Raw genomic sequence first — 19,870 nt, 5'->3', positions numbered from 1 at the left:
GTACTGACTACTTCTCAGACCACCGCAGCTCTAGCGCCGGGACTAAAATGGCGCGCCCGACAGGATTCGAACCTGAGACCTCTGCCTCCGGAGGGCAGCGCTCTATCCAGCTGAGCTACGGGCGCTTAGCGCCGTTGCGGGGCTGGATATTACGTACCTCCGTCCCCGCTGTCTAGTGCTTTTTTGAAAAAAATGCGCGTTTGGTTATGGTTTGCACATTTTGCCGCTTATTCCTCCACTTTCTGCGTGGTGCCGCGGCGACCCAGGCCAAAAAGCTTATATGCGGCCGTCACAGCCGCCAGGAAGATCATCCCGACAAACAGCGACATGCGGGTATCTTCATTAAAGTACATGCCGATTAATACGCAAATCAGGAACGCCATCGTCAAATAGTTCGCATAGGGGAACAGAATTGAGCGGAACGGATGGCTTTCGATCGCTTTTTTATGCGCATGGCGGAAACGCAGCTGGCTGATGAGGATAACAAACCACGGCACCATGCCCGGCAGCACACTGGCGCTATAAACGTAAACGAACACGCGTTGCGGATTCGGGATGATGTAGTTCAGACACGAACCAATCAGCAGGATCGCAATGGAGACCGCCACACCCGCCACCGGTACGCCGGCACGTGAGACTTTACTCATCGCCGCAGGCAGCTGGTTATTCTTCGAAAGCGCATAGAGCATACGCCCGCAGCTGTACATCCCACTGTTACAGCCTGACAGCGCTGCCGTCAGGACCACAAAGTTGATGATACCCGCCGCCGCCGTGATACCAATTTTGGCGAAGGTTAAAACAAACGGGCTACCCGTCGTGCCAATTTCGTTCCATGGGAAGATGGTCACGATGACGAAGATCGCACCCACATAGAAAATCAGGATACGCCACAGCACTTTGCCCACCGCGCTACGCAGCGTGACCTGCGGGTTTTTCGCTTCACCGGCGGTAATACCGATCAGCTCCACGCCCTGATACGAGGCCACAACGATACACAGCGCCGTCAGGAAGCCCTTCCAGCCGCCGGCAAAGAAGCCGCCGTTTTCGGTCAGGTTGCCAAAGCCGATAGCGTGTCCACCGTTGCCAAAGCCGAAGAAAATCACGCCCAGGCCAACGACAATCATCACAATAATCGTGGTGACTTTGATCATTGCGAACCAGAACTCAATTTCACCGTAAAGGCGCACGGCTGCCAGGTTTGCCAGCGCCACCAGCCCCACGGCAATGAGCGCGGGTATCCACTGGACCATGTCCGGGAACCAAAACTGGACGTAGACCCCTATCGCGGTGATCTCTGAGATGCCCACCGCCATCCACATAAACCAGTATGACCAGGCCGTCAGGTAGCCGAAGAAGGGGCTCATATAGCGATGCGCGTAAACGGCGAAAGAGCCGGTTACCGGCTCCAGGAAGAGCATTTCGCCCATGGAACGCATAATGAAGAAAACAAACAGCCCGGCGATAATATACGCCAGTAATACGGAAGGGCCTGCCCATTTGAGCGTGCTTGCGGAGCCCATAAACAGGCCCACGCCGATAGTGCCGCCCAGCGCTATCAGTTCAATATGACGAGCTTCCAGCCCACGCTGTAGCTCCGGTTGTTTCTCTGCCATAGATCCTCGATTGTGTTTGCTGTTTCCCGGCTTAATACCGGGTATTGTTTTTTAGGGGTACTAAAATACGGAGCGAATGGTTTCCTAAAATCTGCCAAATGGCAAACGATGCATTAAAAAAATGAATGCATTGCACAGATTATCAGCAGTTTTGCAGGCGAGTTGCAGCGCGAATAGCATATCGCGCTACATTTTGATTACATTTTCCCGGTGTAATGCCAGGCGAGGTAGCGAAGCAGACGGATCTGTCGTTTAATGCGCGTCGGTTGCGATAGCAGGCGGTACAGCCACTCCAGCCCCAGATTTTGCCAGATCTTTGGCGCACGCTTAACGTGGCCGGTAAAGACGTCGTACGTGCCGCCGACGCCCATGTAGAGGGCATCAGGACAGACCAGACGGCAGTCACGCATCAGGATCTCCTGGCGCGGGGAGCCCATCGCCACGGTGACAATTTTCGCCCCGCTGTCACGAACGCGCTCAAACAGAGCCTGTCGATCTTCCGGTTTGAAGTAACCATCCTGGCTGCCGACGATATTAACATTCCATTGACGACGCAGTTTCTCCTCCGTCTGGGCCAGTATCTCCGGCTTACCGCCAATCAGGAACACGGGCGTGCCCTGCGCACCTGCGCGGGCCATAAGCTGCTCCCAGAGATCGGCCCCCGCCACGCGGGAAACATTAGCGTCAGGATACTTTTTACGGATAGAGCGGACCACGCTGATCCCGTCCGCGTATTTAAATTCAGCCGCTTCAATCAGGCTTTTGACTTCCGCATTATCCTCAACCGCCAGCATTTTTTCCGCGTTGATGGCCACCAGCGTACCGGATTTCATCTGGCCGTCGGCGAACAGAAAGTCCAGCGCGTGCTGCATATCGCGCCAGCCAATAAGCTGCAGGCCACGTAGCGCATAGCGCGGTGCAGAAATTTTATCAGTCATTACTATCCTTACTCAGACTTGCGACAGCGTTGTGCTGCCCTGCCGCTCGCGCTTGTGCACGAGTCCTGCGCTGTCAAACAGCCAGTACAACAGTTTGGCCAGTAACAGGCAGAGGCCGAACACGACCATGAAAAACACCACGCGCGACACGAACGAGTCCAGCCCTTCGCGCGCCAGAACGATCATATTGAAAATGGCACCAAAGCAGAAACTGTGCAAAATGGCGGCTTTATAGCGGTTGGTCTCTTCGTTGCCACGCACGTAAAGCCAGTCGAACCACTTGATAATCAGCCCCACGGCAACCGCCCCGGGGAGAATGAACCACGCCCCTCCCATCACCACCAGGGAACCAATCAGCGTTGGCGAGATTGCCAGACCGGAATGGTTGTTCAGCACTTCCCAGGTAAAGTAATTTGCCGTGTTAAGCACCACGCCAGGCCGGTCCGGCCATAGCCAGGAAGGGATAAAGACGTAGAAGTCGCGAACAATCGGTGCCAGCCCCTGGAAATCAATCTTGTCGTAGTTTTGCAGCAGCAATGCCAGGTTTTCCCACGGCGAGAAGGTATCGCGCGTCAGGTAGAGGAACGTGTAAAACGCCTCATCGCCCGCCACGTTCATCCCGTAGCGTTTCAGCGCCAGCCAGAACATCCCGACAATGCCAAACACGCCTGCTGCAACCAGCATCCACAGCGAGATCCAGCCGCGGATGATGCCGATAAACAGGAAGATGGCGAAGGCGATGATAATGTTCGCGCGCGTACCGCCCACAATCATGTAGGTCAGAATGCCAAACGCGACGGTGCTGACCAGAAAGAACAGCCACGCTTTGCTGTCCTGGCGCAGGAAAAAGACCACCAGCATCGCCGGAATGAAGAAGTAGAAGAAACGCTTAAGCGCCACGCCCGAGACTTCGGCCGAAAAAATCTGGCTGTAGGAGTGGAGCTTAAACAGCAGAAAGCCGTTATGCATGAAGAAGATACCGACGCTGACCAGGGCGATGGTCATCAGCATCACCCACGTCAGGTGGGTTTCCACCCGATTCATGGTAAAAAGCGGCCGGCGCGGGGCAGCAGCCTGCGCTGAACGCAGACGCGTTTTATAGGTGACGTAGTAGACGGCATAGAAGCAGGTTGCCGCCAGAAGCGCCTGGAGCAGGATTTCCGGCGGCGCGACGCTCACGTCAAAACGGAAGACCAGAATGCTGGTCAGCGGGAAGCCGAAAAAGAAGGTCAGCAGAAACAGTAACGAGAAGAAAACGTTAAAGTTGAAACGCACCCGGCGGAATTCAAACCAGGTAAGCGTGGCGATAAATAGGGTGCTCAGAAGCCAGACAACCAGTAAGCCGCTGAATTGCAACTGACTCATGCTTTGTCTCCTGAAGCGATACGCAGCGCGCGGTGCCACGGCGTGAGGTAATTCGGGCTGAAAAAATCGATGCTATTCTTATCCACCAGCGTGAGCTGGCGTTGGGCTTCCCGTACCACCTCGACATTCAGCGTGTCAGAGGTAAACAGCACCGGAATATGCTGCTCGGCCATGTCCTGCCAGAACGGGTTGTCGCGGTTGAGCACGCACGGTACACCCGCCTGGATCAGCAGACACAGCGTGCCGATTCCCTGCTGTCGGGCGAAGATGAAATAGCCAAGATCGCATTTTCTCAGCAGCGCAAGATACTCATCAAATTCCAGCTTATCGCTGAGGATGTGCAGGTTTTCTGCACTAAACAGCGCAAGCCCTTGTTGGCGAACGTCAGCAATATAGGCGTCGTTGTTGGCGGGATAGCCCATCGGCACCACCACGTTCACCGTATCGCCAAACTGCTGATGCACCGCCCTTAGCGCCGCGACGTGTTCGTTACTGCGATCGCCGGAATTCCCCACCAGGATCGTCAGCTTGCCTTCACGCACCGCGTCATTCGCCATGGCGTTCAGCGCCGGATCCATGCGGGTTGGGAAATAGAGTAGTTCTCCGCGCACGTTCGGGTGCTGTTTAGCAAAATAGTTGAGATCGCCTCGGGTGGCAAACACACAGCCTACGCGCCCCTGCGCCATGCGCCGCAGCGGATAGAAAAGACGGAATTTCCAGCCGCGGGAGACTTCGTAGAGATCGGCTCCCCAGATATGCCAGCTGCACTGGGAGGGTTTAATCCCCCCGCTGAGCAGTGCCAGCCACAGGCCGGTATTGAACTGCCCGTGGAAAAAGAAACGTTGCTTACGGTCCGCTTTGGCTTTGGCAACAACCGCCTTCGCCAGCGCGGCCTTATCCGGCCAGAAGCGAATCGTCAGCGCCGGAAACGCCTCGCTCAGGCCCTTATCCTGACCTGCAACCATAAACTCACGCGCATCAGGATTACCCGATGCCAGCTCGTCGTTGAAGAACCGCAAAACGGTCTGGTTATGGTGTGGGATATCCGATCCCAGGATGTGAATCAGTGCAGTCATGCGCGTTTACGCCACAATAAAAATACGCCGCAACAGGCAGCGAAATAAACGATATAGGTTGCCATGTAGGCCTGAGCCGCCCCCAGCGCACCGTGCACGGGTATCAGCCAGTGTGAAAATGCTGTCAGTAACGCAAACTGGCTAATTTCCGCCAGGATATACAGCCGCAGGGACGCTTTTGCAATCACCAGATAGCCGAAAACGTAAGCACCCACTTTCAGCACATCACCCACCAGCTGCCAGGCAAAGAGATCGCGCATGGCGGTAAACTTCGCCGAGAACAGCAGCCAGATGGCGACATCGCGCAGTAACCAGACGGTAAAGCTGGCCGCCGCGACGGCCGGCAACACAAAGCGCAGCGATCGGAAAATCTCACGGGTAATATCCTGTCTGGACGTCAGACGCGATAAGGTTGGCAGCAGGTAAACGCTAAAGGAAGCCGTAATAAACTGGAGATAGGCGTCGGAAATACTGCTTACGCCCTGCCAGATCCCCACTTCATCCCAGCTATAATGCGCCGCCAGCAGGTTTCGCATCATCACGTAGGCCACCGGCAGCGTGACGGAGGTGATGAGCGCCATCAGGGTAAATTTACCCAGCTGGCTGGCAAGCATCGTGTCCCATTGCGGTTTCAGGTAGCTCAAAGGGATGACGCCCCGACGCATCAGCATAAATGCCGCAGGCACAACAACCAGGGCCGGGACCAGCGCAAGCCCCAGCAGCGCGCCTTCATAGCCGCCCAGGCGATAGCAGAAGTAATAGGCAATCACGCCGATGACGCTGCCCAGGATTAAGGCAAGCGCGTTCCCGGCGGCATCACGAAAACCTTTCATCAGCGCCAGCAGCAGGTTTGCCCAGGCAATGCCCATCTGAACCAACGCGACCAGACGCACCAGCCCCTGATAATGGGTGTGCCCGAACAATCCCTGGCTGATGGGCGCCGCCGCAAGCAGAAAGACAACCGCCATCAGGGTCGAAAAACCCGTGACCATCGCCGAAGAGGTGCCCACCACCCTGCGCAGCTGAGCCGCATCATCGTGATACTGCGCAACGTATTTGGTAACGCCGTTGAAAATACCGGCGCCGGCCAGCACCCCAAGGACGGTAACGAGCTGGCGGAAATTACCCGCCAGCCCCACGCCAGAGGGGCCAAATGAGACGGCCAACAGCTTGACGACCAGTAGCCCGGCGCCAATTTTTACAAGCGTGGACGCGGCGGTCCACACCGATGCTTTTGCCAGAGACATATCAGCCGAAATAACTCAGAAGGGTATTAATCACCGTACGCTGGTTAACAGGCGCGAGGTTGTAGAACAGTGGCAGGCGAAGCAAACGCTCACTTTCTTTCGTGGTGTAACGATCTTCACCCGCGAACGTGCCAAACGCTTCGCCGGCCGGGCTGGAGTGCAGCGGGATATAGTGGAATACCGCCATAATTTCGGCCTCTTTCAGCCAGGCGATGAGCTCGCTGCGGTCGTCGTTATCGCGCAGCTTGATGTAGAACATATGCGCATTGTGGACGCAATCTGCCGGGATGGTTGGCAGCTCAATACGCCCGGCTTTGGCGAGCGGCTCAAGCGCATCGTAATACGTTTGCCACAGGGAAAGACGCTGAAGGTTGATACGTTCAGCCGCTTCCAGCTGCGCCCACAGGTACGCCGCCTGCAGATCCGCCATCAGATAGCTGGAACCGATATCGCGCCAGGTGTATTTATCTACCTGACCCCGGAAGAACTGGCTGCGGTTAGTGCCTTTTTCGCGGATCACTTCCGCCCGCTCCACGAGAGCCCGGTCGTTAATCAGCGTCGCGCCACCTTCTCCGCCCGCCGTGTAGTTTTTGGTTTCGTGGAAGCTAAAGCAGCCAATGTGGCCGATAGTGCCCAGCGCGCGTCCCTTGTAGGTGGACATCACGCCCTGCGCGGCATCTTCCACCACGAACAGATTATGTTTTTTGGCGATGGCCATGATGGTGTCCATTTCACAGGCCACGCCCGCGTAGTGAACCGGCACGATCGCGCGCGTTTTGTCGGTGATCGCCGCTTCAATCAGCGTCTCATCAATGTTCATGGTATCCGGGCGGATATCCACAAAGACGATTTTCGCTCCGCGCAGGACAAAGGCGTTCGCGGTGGAAACGAAGGTATAGCTCGGCATAATCACTTCATCACCGGGCTGGATATCCAGCAACAGTGCCGCCATTTCCAGCGATGCCGTGCAGGACGGGGTCAGCAGCACTTTGGCGCTGCGAAAACGCTGTTCCATCCACTGCTGACAGCGACGGGTAAAACCGCCGTCACCACAGAGTTTGCCGCTGCCCATGGCAGACTGCATATAGTCAAGTTCAGTTCCGACAACGGGTGGTGCGTTAAATGGAATCATCTTGTCACCTGTATAACCAGTAGGCGGTGGCGTCGATGTTGGCACCACTCGCAATATAACGTTTAAGCGCGGCGGTGTTGCCCAGTTGGGTCGCGACCCGCAGCGTCACAAGCTGTTGCTGCTGCGCCCAGTGCAGCGCCGCCTGCATGAGTTTCTCACCCATGCCGCGCCCGGCTAATAAGCCAATACGCGCCTCGCGCTCGTTGAGCTTACGCAGCGAGACGAACCCCTGGATTTGACCGTCCCCAGCACGGAAAACCAGGCAGACGTGGTCAAAGGTGCCTTTGACCGCATTCTCTATCCACTGGGCATAGAAACGTCCGCTATCGTCAGGTGCATACCAGGGCGCACGAAAGCGGCTCTGTGCAAATGCCTGGGCCGCCATCTGACGCAGCACGGGGATGTCCTGTTCGTTTGCAATTTCCGCGCCGGACGCATCGTGCCGGGTAAGGGTAATGGAAAGGTCTACCTCACCTTCAACCAGCTGAAAGCCGTGCTGCTGGAGCGCGTCAAGCAGATCGGCGCGCTCCGCCGGGATCTTAGCCTGCACCCGTTGCCAGGCGATAAAATCTGATTCAGCCAGCACCGGCGCATCATCGCGCAGACGTACGATGGCCGACGGCAGGCCGAAAAAGGCACTCTCCCACTGCAGGGACTCAAGCACCCCATTCAGGCTGTTCAACGCCAGACACCTTTGGTATCCACAATATACTGCTGACGAACAGCATCGCCGGACGTCGCTTTAAACTCTTTATGATCTACCAGCAGCACCAGCACGTCCGCCGTCGCCAGCGCGCCTTCCAGCGCCGTCAGCGTGCAGTGTCCCGCCAGTTTTGCCGGTAATTCATGGATATTCGGCTCAACCACCAGCGTTTCACCCTTGTGCCATTCGGCAATCATCTCGGCAATTTCCATCGCCGGGCTTTCACGCAGATCGTCAATATTGGGTTTAAATGCCAGACCAAAGCAGGCAATTTTCAGCTCGCTGGCGCGCTTGCCGCTCTCTGCCAGGCAATCCGCTACCGTCGCTTTAACCTGATTGAGCACCCAGTGAGGCTTGCTGTCATTCACTTCACGCGCGGTGCGAATCAGACGCGCCTGCGCCGGATTCTGCGCCACGATAAACCACGGATCGACGGCGATACAGTGTCCACCCACGCCCGGGCCTGGCTGGAGAATGTTCACGCGAGGATGGCGATTTGCCAGGCTAATCAACTCCCAGACGTTAATCCCCTGGTCGGCGCAGATCAGCGACAGTTCGTTCGCAAAGGCGATATTGACGTCGCGGAAGCTGTTCTCCGTCAGCTTGCACATCTCGGCGGTGCGGGAGTTGGTCACCACGCACTCGCCTTCCAGGAAAATCTTGTACAGCGCGCTGGCACGTTCGGAACAGACGGGCGTCATACCGCCAATGACGCGGTCGTTTTTAATCAGTTCGACCATCACCTGGCCCGGCAGCACGCGCTCCGGACAGTAGGCGATGTTGATATCCGCCTGCTCACCCGCCTGCTGCGGGAAACGTAAATCAGGACGCGCCTCGGCCAGCCACTGTGCCATCTGCTCGGTAGCGCCGACCGGAGAGGTCGATTCCAGGATCACCAGCGCCCCTTTCTTCAGCACGGGCGCTATGGATTTTGCCGCCGCCTCGACGAATGCCATGTCGGGCTCGTGGTCACCTTTAAACGGGGTAGGGACGGCAATCAGGTAGGCATCCGCTTCAACTGGGCTCGTGCTTGCACGCAGGAAGCCCCCCTCCACCGCCTCTTTCACCACGCGGTCAAGATCGGGCTCCACAATATGAATCTCGCCACGGTTAATGGTTTCTACCGCCCGTGCGTTGATATCCACACCAACAACCTGTTTCTGACGAGAGGCAAACGCGGCCGCAGTAGGCAAGCCAATGTAGCCAAGACCAATGACAGAGATGGTAGTAAAACTCATAGCGATACCCGATTGTGTTTAAGTGCATGCAAGATACGGCCACAAGCCTGCCCGTCTCCATACGGATTATGGGCACGGCTCATCGCCTGATACGCTTCATCGTCATGCAGCAGGCGCGTGACCTCTTCGACGATGAGCTGCGCGTTGGTGCCGACCAGACGCACCGTACCGGCTTTGACGGCTTCCGGACGTTCGGTCGTTTCACGCATCACCAGCACCGGTTTGCCGAGGGATGGCGCTTCTTCCTGAATGCCGCCGGAATCGGTGAGGATCAGCCAGGCGTGGTTCATCAGCCAGACAAACGGCATGTAGTCCTGAGGTTCAATCAGAAGGACATTTTCGACATGGCCCAGGATCCGGTTAACCGGCTCGCTGACGTTAGGGTTAAGGTGTACTGGATAGACAATTTGCACATCGTCATTCTGCGCGGCGATTTCAGCCAGCGCGTGACAGATTTGCTCAAAACCCCGGCCAAAGCTCTCGCGACGGTGGCCAGTGACCAGAATGGTTTTTTTGCCGTTGTGAAGGAACGGATAGCGTGCAGCGAGCTCTTTCTGAAGATCGCTGTTTGCCAGGACGCGGTCACGTACCCAAATTAACGCGTCAATGACCGTATTGCCGGTCACAAAGATTTTGTTATCGGCGATATTTTCACGCAGCAGGTTCTGACGAGAGTTTTCCGTTGGCGCAAAGTGGTACATCGCCAGATGACCCGTTAACGTGCGGTTGGCCTCCTCCGGCCACGGCGAATAAAGATTGCCGGTACGCAGACCCGCCTCAACATGCCCCACGGGAATTCGCTGGTAAAATGCGGCCAGGCTTGTCGCCACGGTTGTGGTGGTGTCACCGTGTACCAGCACGACGTCGGGCTTAAATGACTCCAGGATCGGCTTGAGATCTTGCAGTATGCGGCAGGTTATTTCGGTCAAGCCTTGCCCCGGTTTCATAATATTAAGGTCGTAATCCGGGGCGATGGAAAAGAGCGTTAAAACCTGGTCGAGCATTTCACGGTGCTGTGCCGTGACGCAGACTTTCGCTTCAATATCAGGATCGCTGGCCAGCGCATGAACCAGAGGCGCCATCTTAATGGCCTCCGGCCTGGTGCCAAATACGGTAAGTACTTTCACATCGATTCTCTTCGATTAGGCGATGAAGGCCATAGCCTTCATCGTAAACGGCGTTCTTAGTTTTTGCGGCGACGCGCTAACGCCACGCCAGCGCCCGTCAGTGCGCCCACAATCCCCCACATGATCATCAGGAATGCGCGGCGCGGACTGTCGCGTTTTACAGGTTCTTCAGGTGTTCGCAAATAACGATAGGTCTGAAAACGCGGGTCCAGGGATGGGCCGACATTAAGCGTATTGAGCATCGCGCGATTTTGATCGTAATCGAGGTCAAAATCAGGCCCGACGGCCTTCAGGTTTTCCAGACGCGCCTGCAGCATGGGGCGTCCAAGAAGGAACATTTCTGAATCTGGCAGCTCATCGGCCGGCACGTCCGTCTCAGTACGGGAAATATTGTGCTGTTCCGCAATTTTCAGCGCCTGCTCAATGTTATGCACGCGGCGACCGAAAATAGTATTCGCCACCTCTTCCTGACGTTTCACCTGGGCTTTCATCTGGATGGTACGAGCCGCCCAGGCACCTTTAAGCTCTTCGTTAAGATGGCTTGCGGCACGCTGGCTGGCAAACGCGACATACTGACGCAACAGGTTGTTGGCATCCGGCGCGGTTTCTGCAATCAGCTTGACGCTGTCATTCACGCTACGCAGCGCGTCGCCCGGCATAAACTGAATATTGTTAATCAGATCGTCCAGCAGGGCGGCATCGGCTTTTGTATTATCCACCCGGCGCTGCTTGTAGTAATCCGTCTGGGACCAGAAATCGCGGCGGGTATCCCACGAGGCCAGCTGCATCACAAACTCTTTATAGGCTTCATCCATAACGGAAGCCTGGTCTGGCGTAGCAAGACTGGCTTTGATGTCCAGGTTACGCAGGAATTGCTGCTGGGAATAGTATCCCCCGAGCATGTTAACCGTTGGCTTGTCTGTGATTGCCGTGGCGCTCCACTCTTGCTTTGCAAAGAACGTATAGGCCAGCGCTAACAGGGCAAACCCCAGCGCGATCCCCGCAATCCAAAGTTTGCCTGCCCATAACACGCGAAACAAACCCCGAATATCCAGCTCATTCTCTGTTACCACTGATTTCGCTCCCGCCAACGGTTGAGTCATCATAGTCCCGGTTTTACTTAGTTAATGTTGTATGTTTGCCACTGTTACGACGCATCCTGCGCTTAATACGTTTAATGAAGCGTGCTACCTTCCATGCACGCTTGATGCAGTAGCCGTAGAGAGAAAAAGCTAGCAAGAACAATACCAACATAGCCCATTCAGGCACAAAATGTGTATATTCCGCCGTCACGCCAATCCCCGCTAGAATAGCAGCCGCCAGCGTAATAAGCACAAATGCTTGCCGGGAAGTGAATCCGGCTCGCATGATCAAATGATGAATGTGCTGACGGTCAGCAGAGAAAGGACTCATCCCTTTACGCAGGCGGCGATACATAATCGCAACCATGTCCATTAACGGGATAGCGATAATCCATAATGCCGTTACTGGGCTAATGGGGTGCACATCGCCCTGAGTGGTTTCCAGCAAGATCCAAATGATAGTAAAGCCGATAAGTGTGCTACCCGCATCACCCATGAATACTTTATAGCGCCGGCCCAATGCGCCGAGATTCAACAGGATATAAGGCAAGATGGCCGCAATCATGGCAAAACACCACATAGCAAGGCTATATTGCCCATCGAACCATAAAATGAAACCAATTGCGGCAAATGAGACGCAGGACAAGCCTCCCAATAAACCATCGATACCGTCAACCATGTTGAACGCGTTAATTGCCACCCACACGGCAAAAAGTGTCAGGAAATAACCGAACGGACCGAGTTCCATCTCCCAGGAGCCAAAAATATAGCCCAGGCTACTCAAGTGCAGCTTAGCGAACACCATCATAGCGATAGCTACAGCAGCCTGAACGAAGGCGCGGATTTTGACGCTGATATCATAACGGTCGTCAAGAGCGCCAACCACCACAAGCACTGTCGCACAGGTCAGGTACAGCCTGGCATGTGGAATATAGTAATCCGCGATGGCAAACGTGAAGCAGATCCCCGCGAAAACAGAGATACCGCCGACCAAAGGAATCATACCTTGATGACGCTTACGGAAGTTGGGTTTATCCACTAACCCCAGATATTTCGCCACCTTACGTGCCAGAAACAAAAAGCAGGTGGTAAACAAGAAAATACTGGTTAGTTCAGTAAACGTATCAAGTAGGTTCACAATGGATGTTCTCAACAAATGTTAGTCAAGGAAGTATAACCATCAAGGCGCTGAGCCTGAAGTTATAAAGCAAACCTCTTACAATTCCATTTGTTTATTATTCAAGCTATTAATGTTTTTACTGTGCGAATTATCTTATTGTCGCACTGACCAGTCAAAATTGGGAGTTGGTAGTACTAGCGTATAGTCCATAAAAGGAAAACGCCACGTAAAAACGTGGCGTTCGCTGGCTTTATTTGCGTTACGAGCGTTTCATCATGTCGAAGAAATCGTCGTTGGTTTTGGTCATCGCCAGTTTATTAATGAGGAACTCCATCGCGTCAATTTCACCCATTGGATGGATGATTTTGCGCAGGATCCACATTTTCTGCAGCTCTTCCTGCGTGGTGAGCAGCTCTTCTTTACGGGTACCGGAACGGTTGTAATCGATAGCCGGGAAGACGCGTTTTTCAGCGATTTTACGAGAAAGATGCAGTTCCATGTTACCTGTACCTTTAAATTCTTCGTAAATCACTTCGTCCATTTTTGAACCGGTATCGATCAGCGCCGTCGCGATGATGGTCAGGCTACCGCCCTCTTCCACGTTACGTGCGGCACCGAAGAAGCGTTTCGGACGATGCAGGGCGTTAGCATCCACACCACCGGTCAGCACTTTACCGGACGCTGGAACCACGGTGTTATAGGCACGCGCCAGACGGGTGATGGAGTCAAGCAGGATGATCACGTCTTTCTTGTGCTCAACCAGGCGTTTCGCCTTCTCGATAACCATTTCCGCAACCTGAACGTGGCGAGATGCTGGCTCGTCGAAGGTAGAAGCAACCACTTCACCTTTAACCAGACGCTGCATCTCGGTCACTTCTTCCGGACGTTCGTCAATCAGCAGCACCATCAGCACGCAGTCTGGATGATTATAGGCAATGCTCTGCGCGATGTTCTGCAGCAGCATGGTTTTACCCGCTTTTGGCGGTGCTACAATCAGACCACGCTGGCCGCGACCAATTGGTGATGCCAGATCCAGAACACGCGCGGTTAAGTCTTCAGTAGAACCGTTACCACGCTCCATGCGCAGGCGAGAGTTCGCGTGCAGCGGCGTTAAGTTCTCGAAGAGGATCTTATTACGCGAGTTTTCCGGTTTGTCGAAGTTAACTTCATTGACTTTCAACAGCGCAAAGTAGCGTTCACCCTCTTTAGGAGGACGAATCTTACCTGAAATGGTGTCACCAGTGCGGAGGTTGAAACGGCGGATTTGGCTGGGGGATACGTAGATGTCGTCAGGGCCGGCGAGGTAGGAGCTGTCTGCAGAGCGGAGGAAACCAAATCCGTCTTGCAATATCTCCAGCACACCGTCGCCAAAGATATCTTCGCCACTCTTAGCGTGCTGCTTCAGGATGGCGAAAATGATGTCCTGCTTGCGCATACGAGCCTGGTTTTCCAGCCCCATATTTTCGCCGAGAGTGATCAGCTCAGAAACCGGCGTATTCTTTAATTCGGTAAGATTCATAATGGTGTGGGTTCTTAAACTCGGGGTGATTCTCGAACTTAATGTTGTGAATGGTATGGCAGGGTCATCCATGCCTGTTTAGCGGCCATCAACTCATGTCTGTTCGCTGTCTGGTCACAGGGAAAGAACGCAGAACTGAAACGACAAGACGGATTGAGTGACAAGCCCGGAATTTAGCCACTTCACGCACTGTTCATGTTAACAACGGGAAGTATCGGGTAAAACAAGATTCAAACAACAAGATATGTTTAAAACGAAGTCATAGCTAACTTAGCACGACTTCAGCCGGGCGTCCAGAGTTCCACATCATTTAGCCGGGAGCTCTGAACGCACAGCGGAGAAACCTTACGCCAGGTTAGCGTCCAGGAACTCTTTCAGTTGACCTTTGGACAGCGCGCCCACTTTGGTCGCTGCCACTTCGCCGTTTTTGAACAGCAGAAGGGTTGGGATGCCACGGATACCGTATTTTGGTGCGGTGCCCGGGTTCTGGTCGATGTTCAGCTTGGCAACGGTCAGTTTGCCCTGATATTCGTCGGCGATCTCATCCAGAATCGGGGCGATCATTTTGCAAGGACCACACCATTCAGCCCAGAAATCGACGAGGATCAGCCCGTCAGCCTTAAGTACGTCCGTGTCAAAACTGTCGTCAGTCAGGTGAATAATTTTATCGCTCATATATAACTCCACAGGAATAAGCCTGGTACGTTGGTTTTGTCTCCACCAACGACGTGTTGATGTCGCATTAACCAACTAAAGGTTGACTTTATTTCACCGGATACGCTTTCGTAAAGCAATAGTAAGCTGATATTCTACCACACTATGAGCAAAACACATTTAACAGAACAGAAGTTTTCCGACTTCGCGCTGCACCCGAAGGTGATTGAAGCCCTTGAAAATAAAGGGTTTCATAACTGCACGCCCATTCAGGCCCTCGCGCTGCCGCTGACGCTGGCCGGTCGCGATGTTGCCGGGCAGGCGCAAACCGGTACCGGCAAAACGATGGCGTTTTTAACGTCAACGTTTCATTATTTACTTTCTCACCCAGCGATTGCAGACCGCAAAGTTAACCAGCCGCGCGCGCTAATTATGGCCCCGACGCGAGAACTTGCGGTACAGATCCACGCAGACGCTGAACCCCTGGCGCAGTCTACCGGACTGAAGCTTGGCCTGGCCTATGGCGGCGACGGCTACGATAAACAGCTGAAAGTGCTGGAAAGCGGTGTGGATATCCTGATCGGTACCACCGGCCGTCTTATCGATTACGCCAAACAGAACCACATTAACCTCGGCGCAATCCAGGTTGTGGTGCTCGATGAAGCTGACCGCATGTACGATCTGGGCTTCATTAAAGACATTCGCTGGCTGTTCCGCCGCATGCCGCCGGCCAATCAGCGTCTGAACATGTTGTTCTCCGCTACCCTTTCTTATCGCGTACGCGAGCTGGCGTTCGAACAGATGAACAACGCCGAATATGTAGAAGTGGAACCGGAGCAGAAAACGGGTCACCGCATTAAAGAAGAGCTCTTCTATCCTTCCAATGAAGAGAAAATGCGTCTGCTGCAAACTCTGATTGAAGAAGAGTGGCCAGATCGCGCCATTATCTTTGCGAACACCAAACACCGTTGTGAAGACATCTGGGGCCATCTGGCTGCAGACGGTCACCGTGTTGGCCTGTTGACCGGCGACGTGGCGCAGAAGAAACGCCTGCGTATTCTCGAAGAGTTTACCCGTGGCGATCTCGATATTCTGGTCGCAACCGACGTAGCGGCTCGTGGTCTGCACATTCCGGCCGTGACGCACGTCTTTAACTACGATCTGCCAGACGACTGCGAAGACTACGTACACCGTATCGGTCGTACCGGTCGTGCGGGCGCAAGCGGTCACTCGATTAGCCTTGCGTGTGAAGAGTATGCGCTGAATCTCCCGGCCATTGAGACGTATATCGGTCACTCTATTCCGCAGAGCAAATACAATCCGGAAGCGCTGTTAAGTGAACTGCCGCCGCCTAAGCGTCTAACCCGCCCACGCTCCGGCAATGGTCCGCGTCGTTCAGGTGGCGCGCCGCGTAATCGTCGTCGTTCAGGTTAAGAAAATATGCTCAGCTCCACCTCGCTTTATGCGGCAATTGATCTCGGTTCGAATAGTTTTCATATGCTGGTTGTGCGCGAGGTGGCGGGAAGCATACAAACGCTGACGCGCATCAAGCGCAAGGTCCGCCTCGCGGCGGGCCTGAGCAGCGATAATCACCTCTCACCTGAGGCTATGGAACGTGGCTGGCAGTGTTTGCGGCTCTTTGCCGAACGTCTGCAGGATATCCCGCACGCCCAAATCACCGTGGTCGCCACTGCGACACTCCGTCTGGCGGTTAACGCCGTGGATTTCATTGCCAGAGCGCAGGAGATTCTGGGTTGTCCGGTACAGGTTATCAGCGGTGAAGAAGAAGCTCGCCTGATTTATCAGGGCGTTGCGCACACCACAGGCGGTGACGATCGCCGTCTGGTGGTGGATATCGGCGGTGCCAGTACCGAGCTTGTGACCGGCACCGGCGCGCAGGCAACGTCGCTGTTCAGCCTGTCGATGGGCTGCGTGACCTGGCTTGAGCGCTACTTTACCGATCGGAACCTGGCGAAAGAGAACTTCGACGAGGCAGAAAACGCCGCGCGCGAGGTGTTACGCCCGGTGATGGACGAGCTGCGCTATCACGGCTGGAAAGTCTGCGTGGGTGCCTCGGGTACCGTGCAGGCTCTGCAGGAAATCATGATGGCGCAGGGAATGGACGAGCGGATTACGCTTGCCAAGCTTCAGCAGCTGAAACAGCGCGCTATTCAGTGCGGGCGCCTGGAAGAGCTGGAAATTGAAGGCCTGACGCTGGAACGCGCGCTGGTCTTCCCGAGCGGGCTGGCTATTCTTATCGCCATTTTCACCGAGCTGAACATCCAGTGTATGACCCTGGCCGGCGGCGCGCTGCGCGAAGGTCTGGTCTACGGGATGTTACATCTGTCGGTCGATCAGGACATCCGCAGCCGTACCCTGCGCAACGTTCAGCGTCGTTTTCTGGTTGATATCGATCAGGCAGGACGCGTATCGCAGCTGGCGTCACGCTTCGCCGATCGGGTCGCTAACGTCTGGGATCTTGATCATCTGAGCCGGGATTTACTGCTGAGCGCCTGCGCACTACATGAAGTGGGGCTGAGCATTGATTTTAAGCAGGCACCGGCTCACGCAGCGTATCTGGTACGCAACCTGGATTTACCGGGCTATACACCCGCGCAGAAAAAATTGCTGGCAACGCTGCTGCTGAACCAGACCAATGCCGTCGATCTCTCCTCTTTGCATCAGCAAAACGCCGTCCCGCCGCGCGTGGCCGAGCATATGTGCCGCCTGCTGCGTCTGGCTATCCTCTTTGCCAGCCGCCGCCGCGATGATTTGCTGCCCGCCATTAATCTGGTGGCCGATGACGAGAAGCTTTCGCTGACGCTGCCGGAGAACTGGATTGATCGTCACCCGTTAGGGGCAGAAATGATCGAGCAGGAATGCCAGTGGCAGAGCTATGTGCACTGGGTGCTTGAGGTAAAGTAATACACTGAACATTGCCGGGTGGCGGCTTCGCCTTACCCGGCCTACAGCTCCCTACGGCCTTATCCTTTCTCTTTGGCTTTTGCCAGCATGGCGCGGATGTTCGCCACGTTAGCCTGACCCTTGTGCATCCGCTCTTCCGCGGTAATCACTTTGCGCTCCTGTTCCCAGATCACGTCATCCTGCGGCAGTTCCAGCAGGAAACGACTCGGCTCCGGGCGTACCAGTTCACCATACTGGCGGCGCTCTTTACACAGCGTGAACGTTAGCTCTTTCTGCGCGCGGGTGATCCCCACGTAGGCCAGACGGCGCTCCTCGTCGACGTTATCTTCATCAATGCTGCTCTGGTGCGGCAACAATCCCTCTTCCATGCCGACCAGATACACATACGGGAACTCCAGCCCTTTGGACGCATGCAGCGTCATCAGCTGAACCTGATCGGCCTCTTCTTCGCTCTCGCCGCGCTCCATCATGTCGCGCAGGGTAAAGCGAGTGACCACCTGCGTCAGGGTCATTGGCTCGTCGATTTCAGAGCCCTCGAGCATTTCGGTCATCCAGCTGAAGAGCTGGTTAACGTTTTTCATGCGCATCTCTGCCGCCTTCGGGCTGGCTGAGGTTTCATACAGCCAGGACTCATAGTCGATGCCGTGAATGAGATCGCGCACTGCCGCCACCGGCTCGCGCTCCGCGAGACGCTGCACTTCGCCGAGCCAGTGGGTGAAGCGGGTTAACGAGTCATACCCGCGTCCGGTTAACGTCTGGCTTAGCCCCATGTCGAAGCTGGCGGTAAACATACTTTTATTGCGGGTCATCGCCCACTCGCCGAGCTTTTGCAGCGTCGCCGGGCCAATTTCGCGTTTAGGCGTATTCACGATGCGCAGAAACGCGCTGTCGTCATCCGGGTTCGTGAGCACGCGCAGGTAGGCCAGCAGATCTTTGATTTCTGGTCGTGAGAAGAACGACGTGCCGCCCGAGATTTTGTACGGAATGCGGTTCTGCATCAGCATCTTTTCAAAAACGCGCGACTGGTGATTGCCGCGATAGAGGATCGCGTAATCCTTATATTCGGTTTTGTTGACGAAGTGGTGAGCGATGAGCTCGCCCGTCACGCGCTCTGCTTCATGATCCTCATTGTTGGCGCTGAGCACTTTCAGCTCCGTGCCGTAGCCCAGTTCTGAGAAGAGACGCTTCTCAAATACGTGCGGGTTATTGGCAATCAGGATGTTTGCCGCCTTCAGGATACGCCCGGAGGATCGGTAGTTTTGCTCCAGCTTAATCACCTGCAGGGCGGGGAAATCTTTGCTCAGCAGCACCAGGTTTTGCGGGCGCGCGCCGCGCCAGGAGTAAATCGACTGGTCATCGTCGCCTACCACGGTGAAACGCGCGCGCTGCCCCACCAGCAGCTTCACCAGCTCGTACTGGCTGGTGTTGGTGTCCTGATATTCATCCACCAGCAGGTAGCGGATTTTGTTCTGCCAGCGCTCGCGCACTTCTTCATTGCGCTGCAGCAGCAGCGTGGGCAGCAGGATCAGGTCGTCAAAGTCCAGCACGTTGCACGCTTTCATATGCGCATCGTACAGACCGTAGCAGTGGGCGAAGATCCGATCCCGTTCACCTTTGGCGATCGCCGCGGCCTGGGCTGGCGTCATCAGATCGTTTTTCCAGTTCGAGATCGTCGAGATCAGCTGCTGCAGCAGCACTTTGTCATCTTCGATCAGCCCCTCGGTGAGCTCTTTGAGCAGCGCCACCTGATCGGTATCATCGAAGAGCGAGAAGTTGGACTTCATTCCCAGCGCCGCATACTCGCGTTTGATGATATCCAGCCCCAGCGTGTGGAAGGTGGAGATCATCAGGCCGCGCGCCTCTTTACGGCCCAGCGTCTGACCGACACGCTCTTTCATCTCGCGCGCCGCTTTATTGGTAAAGGTGACCGCCGCAATGTGTCGCGCCTGATACCCGCAGTTGTGGATCAGATGGGCGATTTTGTTGGTGATCACGCGGGTTTTACCCGAACCGGCCCCTGCCAGCACCAGGCATGGTCCAGTAACGAATTCGACCGCTTGTTGTTGTCCAGGGTTTAAACGCATGGGAGTGTTGCTCAATCTTCGAACGGGGTGTGGATTGTAGCAGAAAG

General features: G+C 55.2%; 16 protein-coding genes and 1 tRNA gene. 2 read left to right on the top strand and 15 right to left on the bottom strand.

What is annotated here, in order from left to right; translation table 11 throughout:
- Positions 1 to 48: 48 nt before the first annotated feature.
- From BJ885_RS22830 to trxA, 14 genes are all read right to left on the bottom strand, one after another.
- Positions 49 to 125 (bottom strand) — tRNA-Arg (locus tag BJ885_RS22830).
- 102 nt (positions 126 to 227) lie between these two features.
- Positions 228 to 1,613: an amino acid permease gene (locus tag BJ885_RS23320; RefSeq protein ID WP_047646996.1), complete on the bottom strand. Its 1,386-nt coding sequence runs from the start codon at positions 1,611 to 1,613 to the stop codon at positions 228 to 230.
- Positions 1,614 to 1,810: 197 nt separating this feature from the next.
- A complete protein-coding gene (wecG, locus tag BJ885_RS22820) occupies positions 1,811 to 2,551 on the bottom strand; it encodes a lipopolysaccharide N-acetylmannosaminouronosyltransferase (protein WP_059347443.1) in 741 nt (246 codons plus the stop codon).
- A 12-nt stretch (positions 2,552 to 2,563) separates the two neighbouring features.
- Positions 2,564 to 3,916 carry an ECA oligosaccharide polymerase gene (wzyE, locus tag BJ885_RS22815; protein ID WP_059347442.1) on the bottom strand — a complete coding sequence of 451 codons (1,353 nt, stop codon included), beginning with the start codon at positions 3,914 to 3,916 and terminating at the stop codon, positions 2,564 to 2,566.
- Positions 3,913 to 4,992 (bottom strand): TDP-N-acetylfucosamine:lipid II N-acetylfucosaminyltransferase, encoded by a 1,080-nt coding sequence (locus BJ885_RS22810; protein ID WP_121930900.1) that lies wholly within the window; start codon positions 4,990 to 4,992, stop codon positions 3,913 to 3,915. Before BJ885_RS22810 ends, wzyE begins: the two co-directional genes overlap by 4 nt.
- Positions 4,989 to 6,239: a lipid III flippase WzxE gene (gene wzxE / locus BJ885_RS22805; protein ID WP_121930901.1), complete on the bottom strand. Its 1,251-nt coding sequence runs from the start codon at positions 6,237 to 6,239 to the stop codon at positions 4,989 to 4,991. Before wzxE ends, BJ885_RS22810 begins: the two co-directional genes overlap by 4 nt.
- 1 nt (position 6,240) lies before the next feature.
- Complete coding sequence (rffA, locus tag BJ885_RS22800) at positions 6,241 to 7,371, bottom strand: dTDP-4-amino-4,6-dideoxygalactose transaminase (RefSeq protein WP_023309640.1); 1,131 nt, start codon at positions 7,369 to 7,371, stop codon at positions 6,241 to 6,243.
- A 4-nt stretch (positions 7,372 to 7,375) separates the two neighbouring features.
- Complete coding sequence (gene rffC / locus BJ885_RS22795) at positions 7,376 to 8,053, bottom strand: dTDP-4-amino-4,6-dideoxy-D-galactose acyltransferase (protein WP_054829706.1); 678 nt, start codon at positions 8,051 to 8,053, stop codon at positions 7,376 to 7,378.
- On the bottom strand, positions 8,050 to 9,312 hold the full coding sequence (wecC, locus tag BJ885_RS22790; RefSeq protein ID WP_121930902.1) for a UDP-N-acetyl-D-mannosamine dehydrogenase: 1,263 nt from the start codon (positions 9,310 to 9,312) through the stop codon (positions 8,050 to 8,052). Before wecC ends, rffC begins: the two co-directional genes overlap by 4 nt.
- Positions 9,309 to 10,439, bottom strand: coding sequence for a non-hydrolyzing UDP-N-acetylglucosamine 2-epimerase (gene wecB / locus BJ885_RS22785; RefSeq protein ID WP_029739565.1), 1,131 nt, complete (start codon positions 10,437 to 10,439; stop codon positions 9,309 to 9,311). The genes wecC and wecB overlap by 4 nt, the downstream gene beginning before the upstream one ends.
- Positions 10,440 to 10,495: 56 nt before the next feature.
- Positions 10,496 to 11,542 (bottom strand): ECA polysaccharide chain length modulation protein, encoded by a 1,047-nt coding sequence (gene wzzE / locus BJ885_RS22780; protein ID WP_029739566.1) that lies wholly within the window; start codon positions 11,540 to 11,542, stop codon positions 10,496 to 10,498.
- A 13-nt stretch (positions 11,543 to 11,555) separates the two neighbouring features.
- Positions 11,556 to 12,659: a UDP-N-acetylglucosamine--undecaprenyl-phosphate N-acetylglucosaminephosphotransferase gene (gene wecA, locus BJ885_RS22775; RefSeq protein ID WP_029739567.1), complete on the bottom strand. Its 1,104-nt coding sequence runs from the start codon at positions 12,657 to 12,659 to the stop codon at positions 11,556 to 11,558.
- A gap of 241 nt (positions 12,660 to 12,900) precedes the next feature.
- Positions 12,901 to 14,160 (bottom strand): transcription termination factor Rho, encoded by a 1,260-nt coding sequence (rho, locus tag BJ885_RS22770; RefSeq protein ID WP_008501566.1) that lies wholly within the window; start codon positions 14,158 to 14,160, stop codon positions 12,901 to 12,903.
- Positions 14,161 to 14,505: 345 nt separating this feature from the next.
- Positions 14,506 to 14,835, bottom strand: a complete 330-nt coding sequence (gene trxA / locus BJ885_RS22765; RefSeq protein ID WP_006179218.1) for a thioredoxin TrxA — start codon at positions 14,833 to 14,835, stop codon at positions 14,506 to 14,508.
- 144 nt (positions 14,836 to 14,979) lie between these two features.
- On the opposite strand from trxA, the gene rhlB reads away from it, so the two are divergent.
- Positions 14,980 to 16,248, top strand: a complete 1,269-nt coding sequence (gene rhlB / locus BJ885_RS22760; protein WP_023309646.1) for an ATP-dependent RNA helicase RhlB — start codon at positions 14,980 to 14,982, stop codon at positions 16,246 to 16,248.
- Between the two features lie 6 nt (positions 16,249 to 16,254).
- Entirely contained in the window at positions 16,255 to 17,739 is a 1,485-nt protein-coding gene (gene gppA / locus BJ885_RS22755; RefSeq protein ID WP_121930903.1) for a guanosine-5'-triphosphate,3'-diphosphate diphosphatase, read from the top strand.
- Between the two features lie 59 nt (positions 17,740 to 17,798).
- Here the strand turns inward: gppA and rep are convergent, their stop codons facing one another.
- Positions 17,799 to 19,823, bottom strand: a complete 2,025-nt coding sequence (rep, locus tag BJ885_RS22750; RefSeq protein ID WP_032646096.1) for a DNA helicase Rep — start codon at positions 19,821 to 19,823, stop codon at positions 17,799 to 17,801.
- Between the last annotated feature and the right edge of the window lie 47 nt (positions 19,824 to 19,870).

It is taken from the genome of Enterobacter sp. WP_7_1 (assembly GCF_003688535.1).
GTDB lineage: Bacteria > Pseudomonadota > Gammaproteobacteria > Enterobacterales > Enterobacteriaceae > Enterobacter > Enterobacter asburiae.
This window is presented reverse-complemented; position numbering and strand designations above follow the sequence as displayed.

Bases quoted from the DNA above. Each gene is read 5' to 3' on its own strand.
- BJ885_RS23320 (WP_047646996.1), bottom strand. From the start codon at position 1,613: ATGGCAGAGAAACAACCGGAGCTACAGCGTGGGCTGGAAGCTCGTCAT.
- wecG (WP_059347443.1), bottom strand. From the start codon at position 2,551: ATGACTGATAAAATTTCTGCACCGCGCTATGCGCTACGTGGCCTGCAG.
- wzyE (WP_059347442.1), bottom strand. From the start codon at position 3,916: ATGAGTCAGTTGCAATTCAGCGGCTTACTGGTTGTCTGGCTTCTGAGC.
- BJ885_RS22810 (WP_121930900.1), bottom strand. From the start codon at position 4,992: ATGACTGCACTGATTCACATCCTGGGATCGGATATCCCACACCATAAC.
- wzxE (WP_121930901.1), bottom strand. From the start codon at position 6,239: ATGTCTCTGGCAAAAGCATCGGTGTGGACCGCCGCGTCCACGCTTGTA.
- rffA (WP_023309640.1), bottom strand. From the start codon at position 7,371: ATGATTCCATTTAACGCACCACCCGTTGTCGGAACTGAACTTGACTAT.
- wecC (WP_121930902.1), bottom strand. From the start codon at position 9,312: ATGAGTTTTACTACCATCTCTGTCATTGGTCTTGGCTACATTGGCTTG.
- wzzE (WP_029739566.1), bottom strand. From the start codon at position 11,542: ATGACTCAACCGTTGGCGGGAGCGAAATCAGTGGTAACAGAGAATGAG.
- rho (WP_008501566.1), bottom strand. From the start codon at position 14,160: ATGAATCTTACCGAATTAAAGAATACGCCGGTTTCTGAGCTGATCACT.
- trxA (WP_006179218.1), bottom strand. From the start codon at position 14,835: ATGAGCGATAAAATTATTCACCTGACTGACGACAGTTTTGACACGGAC.
- rhlB (WP_023309646.1), top strand. From the start codon at position 14,980: ATGAGCAAAACACATTTAACAGAACAGAAGTTTTCCGACTTCGCGCTG.
- gppA (WP_121930903.1), top strand. From the start codon at position 16,255: ATGCTCAGCTCCACCTCGCTTTATGCGGCAATTGATCTCGGTTCGAAT.
- rep (WP_032646096.1), bottom strand. From the start codon at position 19,823: ATGCGTTTAAACCCTGGACAACAACAAGCGGTCGAATTCGTTACTGGA.